The 15,240-nt window shown below is 65.6% G+C and carries 11 protein-coding genes; 4 read left to right on the top strand and 7 right to left on the bottom strand.

The window, feature by feature from the left end; genetic code table 11:
• Positions 1 to 11 precede the first annotated feature (11 nt).
• Both N2603_RS10465 and N2603_RS10460 read left to right on the top strand, forming a co-directional pair.
• The gene (locus N2603_RS10465) at positions 12 to 1,421 is read left to right on the top strand and encodes a malonyl-CoA decarboxylase (protein WP_260388670.1); all 1,410 of its coding nucleotides are present in this window, start codon (positions 12 to 14) and stop codon (positions 1,419 to 1,421) included.
• Positions 1,418 to 2,941: a malonate--CoA ligase gene (locus N2603_RS10460; RefSeq protein ID WP_260388669.1), complete on the top strand. Its 1,524-nt coding sequence runs from the start codon at positions 1,418 to 1,420 to the stop codon at positions 2,939 to 2,941. Before N2603_RS10465 ends, N2603_RS10460 begins: the two co-directional genes overlap by 4 nt.
• A 219-nt stretch (positions 2,942 to 3,160) precedes the next feature.
• On the opposite strand, the gene N2603_RS10455 is transcribed toward N2603_RS10460, so the two are convergent.
• A complete protein-coding gene (locus tag N2603_RS10455; RefSeq protein ID WP_260388668.1) occupies positions 3,161 to 4,348 on the bottom strand; it encodes a CaiB/BaiF CoA transferase family protein in 1,188 nt (395 codons plus the stop codon).
• Between the two features lie 167 nt (positions 4,349 to 4,515).
• Between N2603_RS10455 and N2603_RS10450 the strand changes: the two genes are divergently transcribed.
• Positions 4,516 to 5,403 (top strand): VOC family protein, encoded by an 888-nt coding sequence (locus N2603_RS10450; RefSeq protein WP_260388667.1) that lies wholly within the window; start codon positions 4,516 to 4,518, stop codon positions 5,401 to 5,403.
• 9 nt (positions 5,404 to 5,412) lie between these two features.
• On the opposite strand, the gene N2603_RS10445 is transcribed toward N2603_RS10450, so the two are convergent.
• From N2603_RS10445 to N2603_RS10435, 3 genes are all read right to left on the bottom strand, one after another.
• Positions 5,413 to 7,068: a copper resistance D family protein gene (locus N2603_RS10445; RefSeq protein ID WP_260388666.1), complete on the bottom strand. Its 1,656-nt coding sequence runs from the start codon at positions 7,066 to 7,068 to the stop codon at positions 5,413 to 5,415.
• A 1-nt stretch (position 7,069) separates the two neighbouring features.
• The gene (locus tag N2603_RS10440) at positions 7,070 to 7,432 is read right to left on the bottom strand and encodes a copper resistance CopC family protein (RefSeq protein WP_026311739.1); all 363 of its coding nucleotides are present in this window, start codon (positions 7,430 to 7,432) and stop codon (positions 7,070 to 7,072) included.
• Positions 7,433 to 7,604: 172 nt separating this feature from the next.
• Entirely contained in the window at positions 7,605 to 8,654 is a 1,050-nt protein-coding gene (locus N2603_RS10435) for a HoxN/HupN/NixA family nickel/cobalt transporter (protein ID WP_018641307.1), read from the bottom strand.
• Positions 8,655 to 8,899: 245 nt separating this feature from the next.
• Here N2603_RS10435 and N2603_RS10430 point away from each other — a divergent pair, with 245 nt between their 5' ends.
• Positions 8,900 to 10,693 (top strand): peptide ABC transporter substrate-binding protein, encoded by a 1,794-nt coding sequence (locus N2603_RS10430; protein ID WP_018641308.1) that lies wholly within the window; start codon positions 8,900 to 8,902, stop codon positions 10,691 to 10,693.
• Positions 10,694 to 10,751: 58 nt separating this feature from the next.
• On the opposite strand, the gene mdlC is transcribed toward N2603_RS10430, so the two are convergent.
• The 3 genes from mdlC to N2603_RS10415 are packed head-to-tail and all read right to left on the bottom strand — an operon-like array spanning position 10,752 to position 15,206.
• Positions 10,752 to 12,359: a benzoylformate decarboxylase gene (gene mdlC / locus N2603_RS10425; RefSeq protein ID WP_260388665.1), complete on the bottom strand. Its 1,608-nt coding sequence runs from the start codon at positions 12,357 to 12,359 to the stop codon at positions 10,752 to 10,754.
• Positions 12,360 to 12,395: 36 nt separating this feature from the next.
• Positions 12,396 to 13,844 (bottom strand): aldehyde dehydrogenase, encoded by a 1,449-nt coding sequence (locus N2603_RS10420; RefSeq protein ID WP_260388664.1) that lies wholly within the window; start codon positions 13,842 to 13,844, stop codon positions 12,396 to 12,398.
• Positions 13,845 to 13,883: 39 nt separating this feature from the next.
• Positions 13,884 to 15,206, bottom strand: coding sequence for an MFS transporter (locus tag N2603_RS10415; protein ID WP_260388663.1), 1,323 nt, complete (start codon positions 15,204 to 15,206; stop codon positions 13,884 to 13,886).
• Between the last annotated feature and the right edge of the window lie 34 nt (positions 15,207 to 15,240).

Genomic DNA, 15,240 nt, shown 5'->3' with positions numbered 1-15,240 from the left:
AGGCACGAACCATGCTGAACGACATCCGATCCGGACGCATCGCCGCGCCCGAATTCCTGCAAGGGCTGATCGACACGTTGACGCAACGCGGCCGCGCGGTCCTGGGCATGAAGGCGGAACGGGACGGGAGCGAGGATCGCGACCTCGAGCTGCTCGGCGAGGCACTGCTGTCGCGGCGCGGCGAGGCCTCCGGCGTTGCGATCGCGCAATCGCTGCTTGCGGCCTTCGAGCGGGCGGCCGAGCCGCAGCGGCTCAAATTCCTCTCCTCCCTCGCCGACCGGTTCGGGCCGGACCGTCGCGCGATCGAGCTTGCGATCGCCGCCTACCAGCGCAAGGAGGGCGGCGACGGCGCCAGGCTCGAGGCGCTCCATGCCGCCGCGGAGCCGCGCCGGCAGGAGCTGATCCGGCGCCTCAACCTCGCGCCCGGCGGAACGTCGTCGCTGGTGCGGATGCGTGAGGTGCTGCTCTCGCTGCTGCGCGAACATCCCGAGCTTCAGGCCGTCGACGACGATTTCGTCCATCTGTTCTCGTCCTGGTTCAACCGGGGTTTTCTCGTGCTGCGGCCGATCGACTGGACCACCTCGGCGAATATCCTGGAGAAGATCATCAGGTATGAGGCCGTCCACGCGATCCAGGACTGGGACGATTTGCGCAACCGGCTCGAGCCGCCGGACCGCCGCTGCTACGCGTTCTTTCATCCGCAGCTGGTCGACGAGCCGCTGATCTTCGTCGAGGTCGCGCTCACGAAGGAGATTCCCGGCGCGATCGGACCGCTGCTGGACAGATCGCGCCAGGCGATCGCCGCGCGCGAGGCGACGACCGCCGTGTTCTACTCGATCTCGAACACGCAAAAGGGCCTTGCCGGCGTCTCATTCGGCAATTTCCTGATCAAGCAGGTGGTGCAGGATCTCGCCCGCGAGCTGCCGAACCTAAAGACCTTCGTCACCCTGTCGCCGGTGCCCGGCTTTGCCGGCTGGGCGAGGCGCGAGCTCAAGACCGAGGCCTCCGCGGCGATCGACGAGGATACAAGGCGGGCGATGGCCGCACTCGATGAGGGCGGCGACATCGCGCAGGCGAAAGAGCCGATCACGGCGCTTGCCGCCTATTACTTCCTCAAGGCAAAGCTGCCGTCGGGCAAGCCGGTCGACCCGGTCGCCCGCTTCCATCTCGGCAACGGCGCGCGCCTGGAACGGCTGAATTTCCTGGGCGACAGCTCCGCCAAGGGCGTGAAGCAGTCGTACGGGCTGATGGTGAACTATCTCTACGCGCTCGAGCACATCGAGGCGAACCATGAAGCGTTTGCCGAACACGGCACCGTCGTGGCGTCCGACAAGGTGAAGAAGGCGCTTCGCGCGAAATTGTCATCGCGCGACCTCGTACCCAGTCCTCACACCAACTCGCAACGGAAGATCTCGTCATGACCTCGAACCTGTATGATCGCCTGCTCGCCGGCGCGGAGTCCGACCAGTCCATCTGCATCGAGAAGGACGACGGCACGACCTTGAGCTATGCCGACCTTGCTGCGCTGAGCGGCAGGTGCGCGAATTTCCTCGCCAAGATCGGCATCGGCCCGAACCACCGCGTCGCAGCCAAGGTCGAGAAATCCGTCGAGGCCGTCGCGCTCTATCTTGCGACGCTGCGCGCCGGCGCCGTTTATCTGCCGCTCAACACCGCCTATACGCCGACTGAGACCGAGTATTTCATCCGCGACGCGCAGCCGACATTGATCGTGTGCGATCCCAGGGAAGAGGCCGATTTGCGCGCCATCGCCGCCAAGGCAGGCGGACGGGTCGAGACGCTCGATCACCGCGGCAAGGGCTCGCTCGCCGATGCCGCGGCAGACTTCCCGGCGGGATTCGACACCGTCGCCAGGACGCATGAGGATCTCGCAGCCATCCTCTACACCTCGGGCACGACCGGCCGCTCGAAGGGAGCCATGCTGACACACGGCAATCTTTCTTCGAACGCCCTGACGCTCGTCCAGGAGTGGCGCTATGCGAGCAAGGACGTGCTGATCCATGCCCTGCCGATCTATCACGTTCACGGGCTCTTCGTGGCCTGCAACGTCTCCTTCGCCGCACGCGCGCGCATCCTGTTCATGCAGAAGTTCGACGCCGAACGCATTCTGGCAACGATGGCGCGCAGCACCGTTCTGATGGGCGTGCCGACTTTCTATGTCCGCCTGCTCGAGAGCGCGAACCTGAGCAAGCAAGCCACCGCCAACATGAGGCTGTTCGTCGCCGGCTCGGCGCCGCTGCTGGCCGAGACCCACCGGGCCTGGAAGGAGCGGACCGGGCACGCGATTCTGGAACGCTACGGCATGACCGAGACCGGCATGATCGCCTCAAATCCCTACGAGGGCGCGCGCATTGCCGGCTCGGTCGGCTGGCCGCTTCCCGCCGTCGAGGTTCGCGTCACCGATCCCGAGACCGGCGCAATCCTCCCCGTTGGCGACGTCGGCATGATCGAGGTGAAGGGGCCGAATGTGTTCGCCGGCTACTGGAACATGCCGGACAAGACCGCGGCCGAATTCCGCAGCGACGGCTTCTTCATCACCGGCGACCTCGGCAAGCTCGACGCGCGGGGCTATCTCCACATCGTCGGCCGCGGCAAGGATCTCATCATCACCGGCGGCTTCAATGTCTATCCGAAGGAGATCGAGACCGAGATCGACGCCATTGACGGGGTGTCCGAAAGCGCCGTCGTCGGCGTGCCGCACGCCGACTTCGGCGAAGGCGTCACCGCCGCCGTAGTCCGCTCGCCCAATTCGTCGGTGGACGAACGCGTCATTCTCGATGCGCTGTCGGGGCGCCTTGCGAAATTCAAGCAGCCCAAGCGCGTCATCTTCGTGGACACCTTGCCGCGCAACACCATGGGCAAGGTGCAGAAGAATCTGCTGCGCGAGCGCTTCGCCACGATTTACACGACCAAGGCCGGCTAGACCGAGCAGCGCCGGAAGGAGCAGGCTGCCTGCTGCAAGTGTGGCCATTTCCGGGCTGCGGCAACGAATCTGTCGTCGGAGCAACACTACGAAACTTGATGCGTTTGCACGGGACGGGTTAGCGTTGTCTCGCGGCCTTAGAACTTCCCCAAGTTCCTCTAGATCGCACTGGACCGCCGCCTGAACGTTTCAGTCGGCGGTCCAGTCCAGCCGCATCAGCTAGATGATGCCGCTCTGCCGAAGTGCTGCGATTGCAGCCGTGTCATAGCCGAGCTCGGCGAGGACGCGATCGGTATGCTCACCGAGCGTGGGTGGACGCGCCGAAATCTCTCCCGGCGTCTCCGACAGCCGCACGGCGGCACGCATCACCGGCGCGGGTTTCGGCAAGCCGGGATAGTCGACCTCCTGCATGAAACCGGCGGCGCGGATGTGCGGATGATCGAGCGCCTGTTGCGGGCTCAGCACGGGCCCGGTCGGGATCATCGCCTTGCCCAAGGTGTCGACGGCCTCCTGCGTGGTGCGCTCCGCGCACCAGCGCGCCATCCGTTCGCTGATGACGGCGCCGTTGTTGCCGCGGCTGATGTCGTCGGCAAAGCGCGGATCGTTCAGCCATTTGTCTTCCTCGCCCATCAGCTTGGCCCAGCGCTTGAACAGTGGATGTCCCGTGACCTGGCACAGCACCCAGCCGTCTTTGGTGCGGTAGATGTCGGCGGGCGCCGCGGTCTGACCGAGATTTCCGGTCGGCACGCGGTTGACGTTGATGACGGCCTGCTCGATCAGCGTGGCATTGGTGAAGGACAGCGCGGTGGCCAGCAGGGCACCCTCGACGATCTGCCCGCGGCCGGATTTGCCGCGCTCGATCAGCGCGGCGAGCGTCCCGAACGCGCAATGCAGCGCGGTACCGAAATCGACCCAGTTCACCGCGGCCCGGTAGGGCGGATCGCCGGCGCCGGTCATGTAGACCGAGCCCGACATGACCTGGCCGACACCGTCGAAGCCGACGCGATCGGACCATGGCCCGGGCCCGCCGAATGCCGTTGCCGTGGTCAGGATGATGTCCGGCTTGATCGCTCGAAGCGAGTCGTAATCGAGCTTCATCGCGCGCAGGGTCTGCGGCGGCAGATTGGCAACGACCACGTCGGCGGTCGCGATCAGGCGGCGCATCACCTCCTGCCCCTCCACCGTCATCGGATCGAGCGTGATGCACTTCTTGTTGCGGTTGATCTGGAGGAACAGCGCCCCTTCGCCGCCCTCGCCGACCGGCGCGACGAAGCGGTCCTCGCTGCCGTCGCGCTTCTCCACGCGAATGACCTCGGCGCCGAATTCGGCCAGCAGGGTCGCGCAATACGGCCCCGCGATATAGCGCCCGAAATCGAGGACGCGCACGCCTTCCAGAACTCCCCCCATCGGTCCTTTCCTTGATGTCTTTGGCCCAGATTACAGGGACTGGTTGCCGCGGCAAGGTGGCGAAAGGCGTGAATCCCGCCCTCAAGATGTGATCGCCGAACCGTTTCGGCTGGCGGAAATTGTGCTCTAGTATGGCTTTTCCGTCCTCCCACCCAGAGCGCATAGCCATGCCGCAACAATTCGATCGATCCGCAGAAGATCTCGGCAACGCGATTCATTTCGAGCACGTCAACATCCAGGTCCCGGACCAGCGCCTGGCGACATTATTCTACGTCACGGGGCTGGGGCTCACCCGCGATCCCTATCTGATGGTGTCCGACACCAACATGTGGATCAATGCCGGACGGAGCCAGTTCCACCTGCCGAGCGGCAGGCCGCAGGTGCTGCGCGGCCATACCGGGCTCGTCATCGAAGGACGCGAGGCGCTGCTGGCGCGACTGGCATCGGTCGCGAAGAAGCTCGAAGGCACGGCGTTCACCTTCACTGAGCACAATGACCATGTCGAGGCCGTCTGCCCGTGGGGCAACCGCATGCGCGTTTACGAGCCGGACGCGGCGCGCTTCGGCCGCATCACGCTCGGCATCCCCTATGTCGAGTTCGACGTGCCGATCGGAACGGCGCCGGCGATCTGCGCCTTCTATCCGGAGGTCATGGGAATGCCCGCTGGTTTGCGCAATGGCGACGGCACCGTTGCGGCGGTGAATACGGGCCGCGACCAGCATCTGTTGTTTCGCGAGACCGACCGGCCGCAGGGCGACTATGACGGGCACCATGTGCAGATGTACATCACCGACTTCTCCGGCCCGTACCGCAAGCTGCTCGCGCGCAATTTGATCTCGCGCGAGGACAACCAGTATCAATATCGGTTCTGCGACATCGTCGATCTCGACAGCGGCAAGCCGCTGTTCACGGTCGAGCACGAGGTACGTAGCGCCACCCACCCGATGTTCATGCGGCCGATGGTCAATCGCAACCCTGTGGTCAACAACCGCAATTACGCGTACGGCCACGATCAGACGTCGTGGGCGATGGGGCCGGATCAGTACGACGGATAGGAAGCGGCCTTACGCTTCGCGGTAGTCCAGCAGGATCAGCCCGACCAGTATGAAGGCGACGGGCCAGATCCAGGCTGCGGCACGGCTGACGCGGCCGTCGAGCCGCAATTCGAGCCAGCGCGCCCAGCCGGCGGCGACACCGCAGAGCGCGAGCGGGGTGTGGCTCATCTCGATGAGCAGCTGGTCCTTGATGTTGGCGATCGCATGGGAATGCGTGAGCAGCAGCGCGCCGCCGAGCGCCGTGGTCAGGGGAAACACCAGGGCCGCTCGCCCGGCCCTGCTGCCGCGTGAGCGCACGCGCCATTCGAACACGCCGAACACGGCGATCAGCAGCACGAAGATGCGATGCTGCGCCACTTCGGGATCGCGCAGCGACTCGAAGAAGCCGGCAGGACCAAGTGGCCAGGCCTGCTCGTCGGCGCGGAAGAACAGGAAGGCCGCCATCACAAGGAAGAGCAGCGGCCAGTGCCTCGCCCAGCGGCCCCAGCGAAAATGCTCGAGCAGCGCCAACAGCCCGATCAGCACCACGAAGACGCCGGCCCAGTGATGGTTGTACTCGGACCAGGCGATGTCCTCGGCATTGCGCGGCAGGATCGTGCCCTCGCCGGGAACGTAGGCCGCCTGTGCGTTGGCGCGCCCGGCGTCCGCAAGCGTGATCCTGGCCTGCAGCTGCGCGACGGTGAGCTTGTCGTAATCCGGGCTGGTCAGGCGCGGCGGCCATTGCGGCGTCGCGCGCTCGACGATCTCATGCCAGGCGAGGCGATCGTGCGGGAGATCCACCCCCGGCGGCAATGAGGTCAGGGAGGCCGCAGCAAGCAGCACGGTGAGGCCGATGCCGATCTCAACCTCGGCGAAACGCTTGAGGCGGAGGATCGGCGTCGTGGGGTCGCGGCGCAGCCGCTCGACCAGGAAGTAATTGCCCGCACCAAGCATCAGCAGCATCAAGAGCAGGCCGAGCTTGGCCAGAGTCATGACGCCATAGGCGGTGCCGTAGATCGCGGCGACCGAGCCGATATAGTTCGCCGCCATGACCAGGCCGCCGCAGACGATCGCTGCGACCGCGACCATCGACATCAACGAATAGCGGCGCGCGATGAGGCGCCAGTCGCCGGCGTCCTTGCAGCCATTCAGCGCGATCAGGAAATAGGGCAGACCGCCGATCCAGACCGCCGCCCCCGCCATGTGGCCTGCGTCGGACAGCAGCAGCGGCCAGCGCACGTCCGGCCGGCTGGCTGCATGCGTAAGCCGGGTCTGCATCGCCAGCGCCAGCACCGACAGGGCAAGAAGCGCGGCCGACCGCAGCCGGTGCGCGGGACCGTTGGCCAGGATTGCGATGCCCAATGCACAGGCCGCGATGACGATATCCGCGCGGCCAAAATCGGCACTGACCGCCTCGCTCCAGGGCACCTGGAGCGTCCCGACCAGCGCGGCCGCATTGAGCGCCAGCGAGGCGACTGTGAGGAGCGCCCATGCGAAGGCGCTGAACCGCAGGAACGCGCGGCATCGCTCCTCGATCGTGAGGCCGAAGACGGAAAGCTGCGGCTGCAACGGCCCCCACAGCAGCAACTGAAACGCGAGACCGCCGAGGGTGAACGACTGGGCGATCAGGATCAGGCCCCGCAGGACCACCGACAGATAGCCGAAAATGTCGAGGAGCAGGTACACGTCAGTGGACAGTGAACGGAATGTCGCCGCGGGTGATGTGGCCGTCGACGCTCAGCACCTGCCAGCGCAGGTGCCATGCACCCGCCGGGAGCCGCGTCGCGTCGGCATTGAGCTCGTCCGCGGGCGCGTCGGAAGCCGGCGTCAGGGCGCGCGCCGCACCGTCCGGCGCCAGCAGCGTCAATTTGGAGCGCGCGCGATCGATCCGGCTGTTGAAGTGAAGGCGGATCGCGACGGTGTCGCCGGATACGGTCGCGCCGGCGGCCGGCGAGGATGAGACGATGATGGCGTGGGCCTGGGATGCGTTCGGATGAGCAAGAAACCACAGGGCGGATAGAACGAACGCGATTCGGAAGAACGCGCGCATGATGCTCACTCGCTGTCGACAGCCGTCTGTTTCACCCGCCCCCTGGCGTGTGATCTTTACCGGACGCTATGTTGGCGCGAGTTGGTTGTTCGCAAGGGCGCGAGGAATTTTGTTCTGACCACGGATCGCGGAAAGTCGCCGATTGTTGCCGTTGCGACACACTGAGGTGCGATCAGCCCGGCGCGGCGTCCCTGCTCAACTCGTCAGGATCGACCATGCGCCGCCGGCCGCTCGGAGCCATGCGGCGATAGAGCACGACCGAGAGCAGCCATGCGATCACGAACAACGTGATCACGGCAAAGCCGACATTGGCGAGCGAATCGTTGAGGGCCTCGACCAGCGACCACGGCCCGCCCGACAGGCCGAGCCGGTCCGCGATCAGACCCAGCGCCTCGATGCCGCCGACCAGCAGCGCGACCGCGACGGAGGCGCCGGTAATCGTGAGGTTGTACCAGAGCTTGCGATAGGGATCGACGAAGGCCCATCGATAGGCGCTCACCATCAGCGCGGAATCGGCGGTGTCGACCAGCGCCATGCCGGCGGCGAACAGCGCGGGGAAGACCAGTACCTGCGCAAGCGAGACGCCGCGCGCAGCTTCCGTGGCGGAGATGCCGAGCAGGCCGATCTCGGTCGCGGTGTCGAAGCCGAGCCCGAACAACAGGCCGAGCGGATACATGTGCCAGGGTTTTGTGACGAGGCGGAACATCGGGGCGAGCAGCCGCGCCAGGAAGCCGCGCGACGCGAGCAGCGCCTCGAGCTGCGCAGCATCGTGAATGCCCTGCTCGCGCACCTCGCGCAGGATCCGCCACAGCCCGGCGAAGATGGCGAGATTGATTGCCGCGATCACCAGCAGGAACAGCGCCGACACCGAGGTGCCGATCAGGGAGCCGATCTCCTTGAGCAGGCTGTCGCCGCCGAGGCTCACGACGCCGAGCGCGAGCAGCATGGTCGCGACCAGGACGACGGTGGAATGGCCGAGCGCGAAATGGAGACCGGCGCTGCGCGGCGTATCGCCCGCCTGCATCAGCTTGCGCACGACATTGTCGATCGCGGCGATGTGGTCGGCATCGACGGCATGGCGCAGGCCGAACACCCAGGCCAGCAGCGCGGTCGCCATCACTGTCGGCCGGTCACCGAACGCTGCGAAGGCGAAAGCCCATGCGGCGATGTTGGCGGCGATCAGCCCGCCGAACAGCACGCCAGGCTCGAACGCCTGCCTCAAGACACCACCTGACCGAACCACGCCACCTCCAAGTATGATGTTTATACATATCCATCATACTGCCCGGCAAGAGCCGGGCCATGTTGCTGCGGCGCGGCCGATCGCCCGGGAACGCGCATCTGGGCGCGTTCGTCATTTCGCCGCAGGGTATCCCTTTGACTCCACGACATCAGGCGTCCCAAGCTAGAGTGCACGTAACTTGCATGCCGTTGGCGACTTTTCTTTGTGAAGGTGGAGGTCATCTGATGAACGAGAACGACATCCGGGGTCTGATCGCGGAGGTGAAGCAAGGCACGCTGTCGCGACGCTCGTTCATCCGGTCCATGGCTGCGGTCGGGATCGCAGCGCCGGTCGCAAGCCAGATCCTGCTCTGGAACGACGTGGCGATGGCGGATGCGACGCTCGCATACAAGCCGACCAAGGCCGGCGGCGGCGGCGCGCTCAAGATGCTGCTCTGGCAGGCGCCCACTTTGCTCAATCCGCATTTCGCGCTCGGCACCAAGGACCAGATCGCCTCGCGCATCTTCTTCGAGCCGCTTGCCGGCTGGGACAAGGACGGCAATCTCATCCCCTGCCTTGCCGCAGAGGTTCCGACCAAGGCGAACGGCGGCCTTGCGGCCGACGGCATGAGCGTGATCTGGAAGCTGAAGCAGGGCGTCAGATGGCATGACGGCAAGCCCTTCACCGCCGACGACGTCGTCTTCACCTGGCAATACGCCGCGGATCTCGCAACCGCGGCCTACACCACGGGCTCCTACAAGGACATCAAGGTCGAGAAGATCGACGACCACGCCGTCAAAGTGATCTTCAGAGCGCCGACGCCGTTTTGGGCCGACCCGTTCGTCGGCGGCCAGGTCGGCCAGATCCTGCCGAAGCATCATTTCGGCGATTATATCGGCGCAAAGTCACGCGAGGCTCCCGGCAATCTGAAGCCGGTCGGCACCGGCCCATACAAATTCGTCGAGTTCAAGCCGGGCGATTTGATCCGCGCCGAACGCAATCCCGACTATCACATCAAGAACCAGCCGTATTTCGACACGATCGAGGTCAAGGGCGGCGGCGATGCGGTCTCTGCGGCGCGCGCCGTGCTGCAGACCGGCGAATACGACTTCGCCTGGAACATGCAGGTGGAGGAGGAGGTCCTCAAGCGCATGGAGGCGGGCGGCAAAGGAAAGCTCGACATCACGCCCTCCGGCAATGTCGAGTTCATCATCCTCAACACGACGGACCCCTGGACCGAGGTCGACGGCGAGCGTTCAAGCGTCAAGACCAAGCACCCGACGCTGTCCGATCCCGCCGTTCGCCGCGCGATCAATCTCTTGATCGACCGCGACTCGGTCCAGAAGTTCATCTACGGACGCGGCGCCATCGCAACCGCGAGCTTCGTCAATGCGCCCACGCAGTTCAAGTCGCCCAAGCTGAAATACGAGTTCGACATCGACAAGGCCAACAAGATCCTCGACGAGGCCGGCTGGACCAGGGGCGCGGATGGCATCCGCGAGAAGGACGGCAAGAAGCTCAAATACGTGTTCCAGACCTCGACCAACGCCCCGCGGCAGAAGACGCAGGCCATCATCAAGCAGGCCTGCCAGAAAGCCGGCATCGAGATCGAGGTCAAGGCGGTCACCGCATCGGTGTTCTTCTCCTCTGATGTCGGCAACCCCGACACCTATTCGAAATTCTACGCCGACATGGAGATGTACAACACGACGCAACCGCAGCCCGATCCGGAGCGCTTGTTGAACCAGTGCGTCTCCTGGGAGATCGCCACCAAGGATAACAAATGGCTCGGCCGCAACAATTCGCGCTATTCCGATCCCGAAGCCGACAAGGCCTACAAGGCCGCACAGAACGAGCTCGACCCGGTCAAGCGCGCCGCGCTGCTGATGAAGGTCGACGAAATCTTCTGCGAGGCCCACGTGTTCCTGCCGCTGCTCTCGCGCCACATCGTCAACGCCGGCGTCAACAGCCTGATGGCCGACATCTCGGGCTGGGACACCATCACGTGGAATCTGGCGAGTTGGTACCGGAGTTCGTAGCTCGCAGAGGACGTAGAATGCGTAGCGTCGCGGTCCGTTTATCGTGGCGCTTCGAAATTCAGCTCGGATGGCTGAACAGGTCCGTCGTGGCGTGATCGACTGCGATATCGACCAGCGCGGGACCGTTTGAAACCAGCGCTTCCGCCAGGATGCGGTCCACATCGCCGGCATCGGTGACGCGCTGCCCCGCGCAACCCATTCCCCTGGCGAGCGCGATGAAGTCGAGCCCGGGCAGGTCGATCCCGGGCGGGCGATGTGCCTGCATGAGCTGGCTGAAGGCGCGCATTGCGCCATAGCCGGAATTGTTCATGATCACGAAGGTGATCGGCAGCTGGCGTTGCGCGGCGGTCCAGATCGCCTGGATGCAGTACATCGCCGATCCGTCGCCAATGAGGGCGACGATGCGGCGGCCGGGCCGTGCCAATGCAACGCCGACCGAGGCCGGCAGGCTGTAACCAAGTCCGCCGCTCGCCATGGTGTAGAAGCTGTCCGCGCCGCGCATGGGCAGGAATTGCTGGATCGCGGGACGATGCGATGGCGCCTCCTCGACCACGACCGCATCGCGCGGCATCAGCGCCGACAACCGGCTCAGCGCATAGGCGGGCGGAATCGGATTTCTCGCGGCGGGAGCAGCAGGCCGCGTGCGCGCGGCCGGCACCTCGCGCGTCGCAATGTCGGGCAGCGCCGACTGAAGCGCGCCGAGCGCCTTGGGGAGCGTGCTGATGATGGTGTCGCCCACGGCCGCGGACGCCGCTTCGGTCGGATCGTCGGTGATCTGCCAGACCGGCGTTCCGTCATCGAGCAGTTCGCATTGCCCCTCGACGTGGAAGGTGAACACCGGAGCTCCGACCACGACGATCAGATCGGCGCCGCGCAGGGCACGGGCGAGACCGCCCGGAGCTGCGGGAAGGAAGCCTGCAAATTGCGGATGCAATTCCGGAAAGCTCGACCGGCTCGACATCGGGCTTGCCCAGACGGCCGCCCGCGCCTGTTCGGCGACCGCAACCATTGCGTCGACACTGCCATTGCGATCGATCTCAGGGCCAACAACGAAGACAGGTCGCTTGGCCGCTCCGATCGCTGCGCCGAGCCGAACGATCGCCGCCGGATCCGGCGCAAATTCGGTCGCGATGTGGCGGACCGGCGGAGCCACGGCAGGCCGCGCCCAATCATCCGACGGCACGGACACGAAGGTCGGGCCGCGCGGATGCTGCATGGCCGTGTGGAAAGCCTGCGCAATGGCCGCAGGAACATCCTCAGGCCGCGCCGGCTCCGCACTCCATTTCACATAGGGTTTTGGAAACTGCTCGGCGTCTTCGGCGAAGAGGTAGGGGCGCATCCGCAGCAGGCTGCGCGCCTGCTGCCCTGACGTCACGACCATCGGCGTCTTGTTGCGAAAGGCCGTGAAGAGATTGCCAAGGGCATGGCCGAGCCCGGCGGCCGAATGCAGATTGACGAAGGACGGACGTCCGGTCGCCTGAGCATAGCCGTCGGCCATGCCCACCACGCAGCCTTCCTGCAGCCCCAGCACGTAGTCGATGTCGTCGGGCCAGTCGCCCAGGAAGGCAAGCTCGGTCGAGCCGGGATTGCCGAAGACGCGATCGATGCCGAAGGAGCGAAGCACATCGAGGGTCGCTTCCCGAACCGTAAGAACTTTCGAATTCATGAACAGACGTCCTGGTGGGCTTCGTTTGCGGCGTAGTTAGAACGGATAGTGCTGCGGCTGCGTCTCGATGGTGATCCAGCGCAGATCGGTGAATTCGGCGATCCCGGCCTGACCGCCGAAGCGGCCGTAGCCCGATCCCTTCACGCCGCCGAACGGCATCTGCGCCTCGTCATGCACGGTCGGGCCGTTGACATGGCAGATGCCGCTTTCGATGCGCTGCGCCACCGTCAGCGCACGCGCGACGTCGCGGCCGAACACGGCGGCCGAGAGGCCGTACTCGGTGTCGTTGGCGAGCCGCACGGCCTCGTCGACGCCGCGTGCGCGGATCACGGAGACGACCGGACCAAAGCTCTCCTCGGTGTAGATACGCATGCCTGGCGCGACGCAGTCGAGCACCGTTGCCGGAACGACCGTGCCGGTGCGCTCTCCGCCCGCGACCTTGACGGCGCCCTTGGCGATGGCGTCGTCGATCAGGGCAACGACCTGCCTGGCGGGAGCTTCATCAATCATCGAGCCGACAACCACCGGGCCGGAGCGCGGGTCGCCGGCGGGAAGCGCGCTCGCCTTCTTCGCGAGCTTCTCGACAAAGGACGCAGCCACCGCCTCGTCGACGATTACCCGCTCGGTCGACATGCAGACCTGGCCCTGGTTGATGAAGGCGCCGAATGCCACGGCCGCGACGGCGGCATCGAGGTCTGCATCGTCGAGCACGACCAGCGGCGCCTTGCCACCGAGCTCGAGCAGCACCGGCTTGAGGTGACGTCCGGCGAGCTCGGCGATGACGCGGCCGACGCGGGTCGAGCCGGTGAAGTTGATCCGCCGTACCGCGGGATTGGCGATGAGACGTTCGACCACAGCCGGCGCATCGGTGGGCGCGTTGGTGAGGACGTTGACGACGCCGGGCGGGAAGCCTGCGTCCTTGAACACCTCGCCGACCAGCCGGTGCGTGCCCGGGCAGATCTCGGAGGCCTTGAGCACCACCGTGTTGCCGCAGGCGAGCGGCGTCGCCACGGCGCGGACGCCGAGAATGATCGGCGCATTCCACGGCGCGATGCCGAGGCACACGCCCGCCGGCTGGCGCACGGACATCGCGAGGCATCCCGGCTTGTCGGACGGGATCACCTCGCCCGCAATCTGCGTGGTCAGCGATGCCGCCTCGCGCAGCATGCCGGATGCGAGCTTGACGTTGAAGGCCGACCAGACCTCGGTCGTGCCGATCTCGGCCATCATGATCCTGATGAAGGCATCGCGCTTGGCATCGAGCGCGTCGGCGGCCTTCAGCAGCAGCGCCCGCCTCGCGTTGGGGCCGAGCGCCGACCATGCGGGAAGCGCGGCGGAAGCTGCGGCCACCGCGGTGTCCGCATCCGAAACCGTCGCAGCAGCCGCCCGGCTTGCGACCTCCTGCGACAGTGGATTGCGCCGCTCGAATATCTTGCCGGTCGACGCGGCCTGATCCTGGCCGTTGATGAGAAGACTGACGTCCATGAGAACCTCCCTGATGTCTTGCTGATGTCTTGGCTGGGCTCAGCCGAGTAGCCGCGATTTGCTGGTTTCGTGCGCGAAGCCGAGCGCGATCATCGCTGCGAGCGCGAGCGCGACGTAGTATCCCGTGATCGCGTAGGTGGAGCCCGTTTGCGCAAACAGGCTGGTGGCGACGAGCGGCGCGATGCCGCCGCCGAGCACCGTGCCGAGCTGCTTGCCGATCGACACGCCGGTGAAGCGGATGCGGGTCGGAAACAGCTCCGGGAAATAGCTTCCCTCGGTGCTGAACATCAGCGGATGGATGATGCCCGCAGCAAGGATCACCGCGCCCATTATCAAAAGTGTGTCACGGCTTGCGACCACGCCGTAGAACGCAAACATCGAGGCCGCCGCGAGCACGACGCCCGCCAGGAACAAGCGCTTGCGTCCGATCCGGTCGGACCAGGCGCCGATCAGCGGCATGGCCACGAGCCCGACGAGATTGGCAAACAGCACGGTCTGCGTGATCACGTCCTTCTGGACGCCGAGCTGACGCGTCGCGAAGGAGATGGTGAAGATGGCGGTCAGGTAGAAATAGGACGTTTGCGCCATCTCGGCGAAGAACACGATGAGGATCGGCCGCCAGTGTCCCCTCATAGCTTCGACGGCCGGCACCGCTTCGGACTCTTCGGCGTCGCGGAACGTCGCGCTCTCCTCGATGCGCCAGCGCATGTAGACGCCGAGCGCGACCAGCACGGCGCTGATCAGAAACGGAACGCGCCAGCCCCATGACAAAAGGTCCGCCTCCGGCAGCCGCGAGATCGCGAGTGCCGCGAACGAGGCGAGCACGACACCGACGGGACCCGCGGCCTGGATCACCGCGGCTGAGAAACCGCGCTTATTGGCGGGCGCCGTTTCGATCGCCATGAGGATCGCCGCGGTGGACTCGCCGCCGAGCGCAAAGCCCTGAAGGAAGCGCAGCACGACCAGCGCGACGGTCGCGCCCACACCCGCGCTGGCGTAGGTCGGCAACAGCCCGATCGACATCGTCGCAAGCCCCATCAGGAGCAGCGTGCACAGCAGGACAGATTTGCGCCCCAGGCGATCGCCGAAATGGCCGAACACGAGACCGCCGAGCGGACGTGCCAGAAATCCGACGGCGAACGTCGCGAACACCGCGATGGTTGCGGTGAGCTGGTCGAACTTCGGAAAGAACAGCTGGTCGAACACCAGCGGCGCGATCAGGCCGTAGATGAAGAAGTCGTACCATTCGATCGCGGTGCCGATGGTACCGGCGATCAGAATGCGCCGGCGGCTGCTCGCGGTCTGGCCGGCGCCGGCGGTAGCGGCATGATCGTCGTAATCCTCGAATGCTCTTGTGGTCATGTTTCCTCCTCCGGTGTTGTTGTCGTCTTGTTAT

The organism is Bradyrhizobium huanghuaihaiense, from assembly GCF_025200885.1.
Classification (GTDB): Bacteria; Pseudomonadota; Alphaproteobacteria; order Rhizobiales; family Xanthobacteraceae; genus Bradyrhizobium; species Bradyrhizobium huanghuaihaiense.
This window is presented reverse-complemented; position numbering and strand designations above follow the sequence as displayed.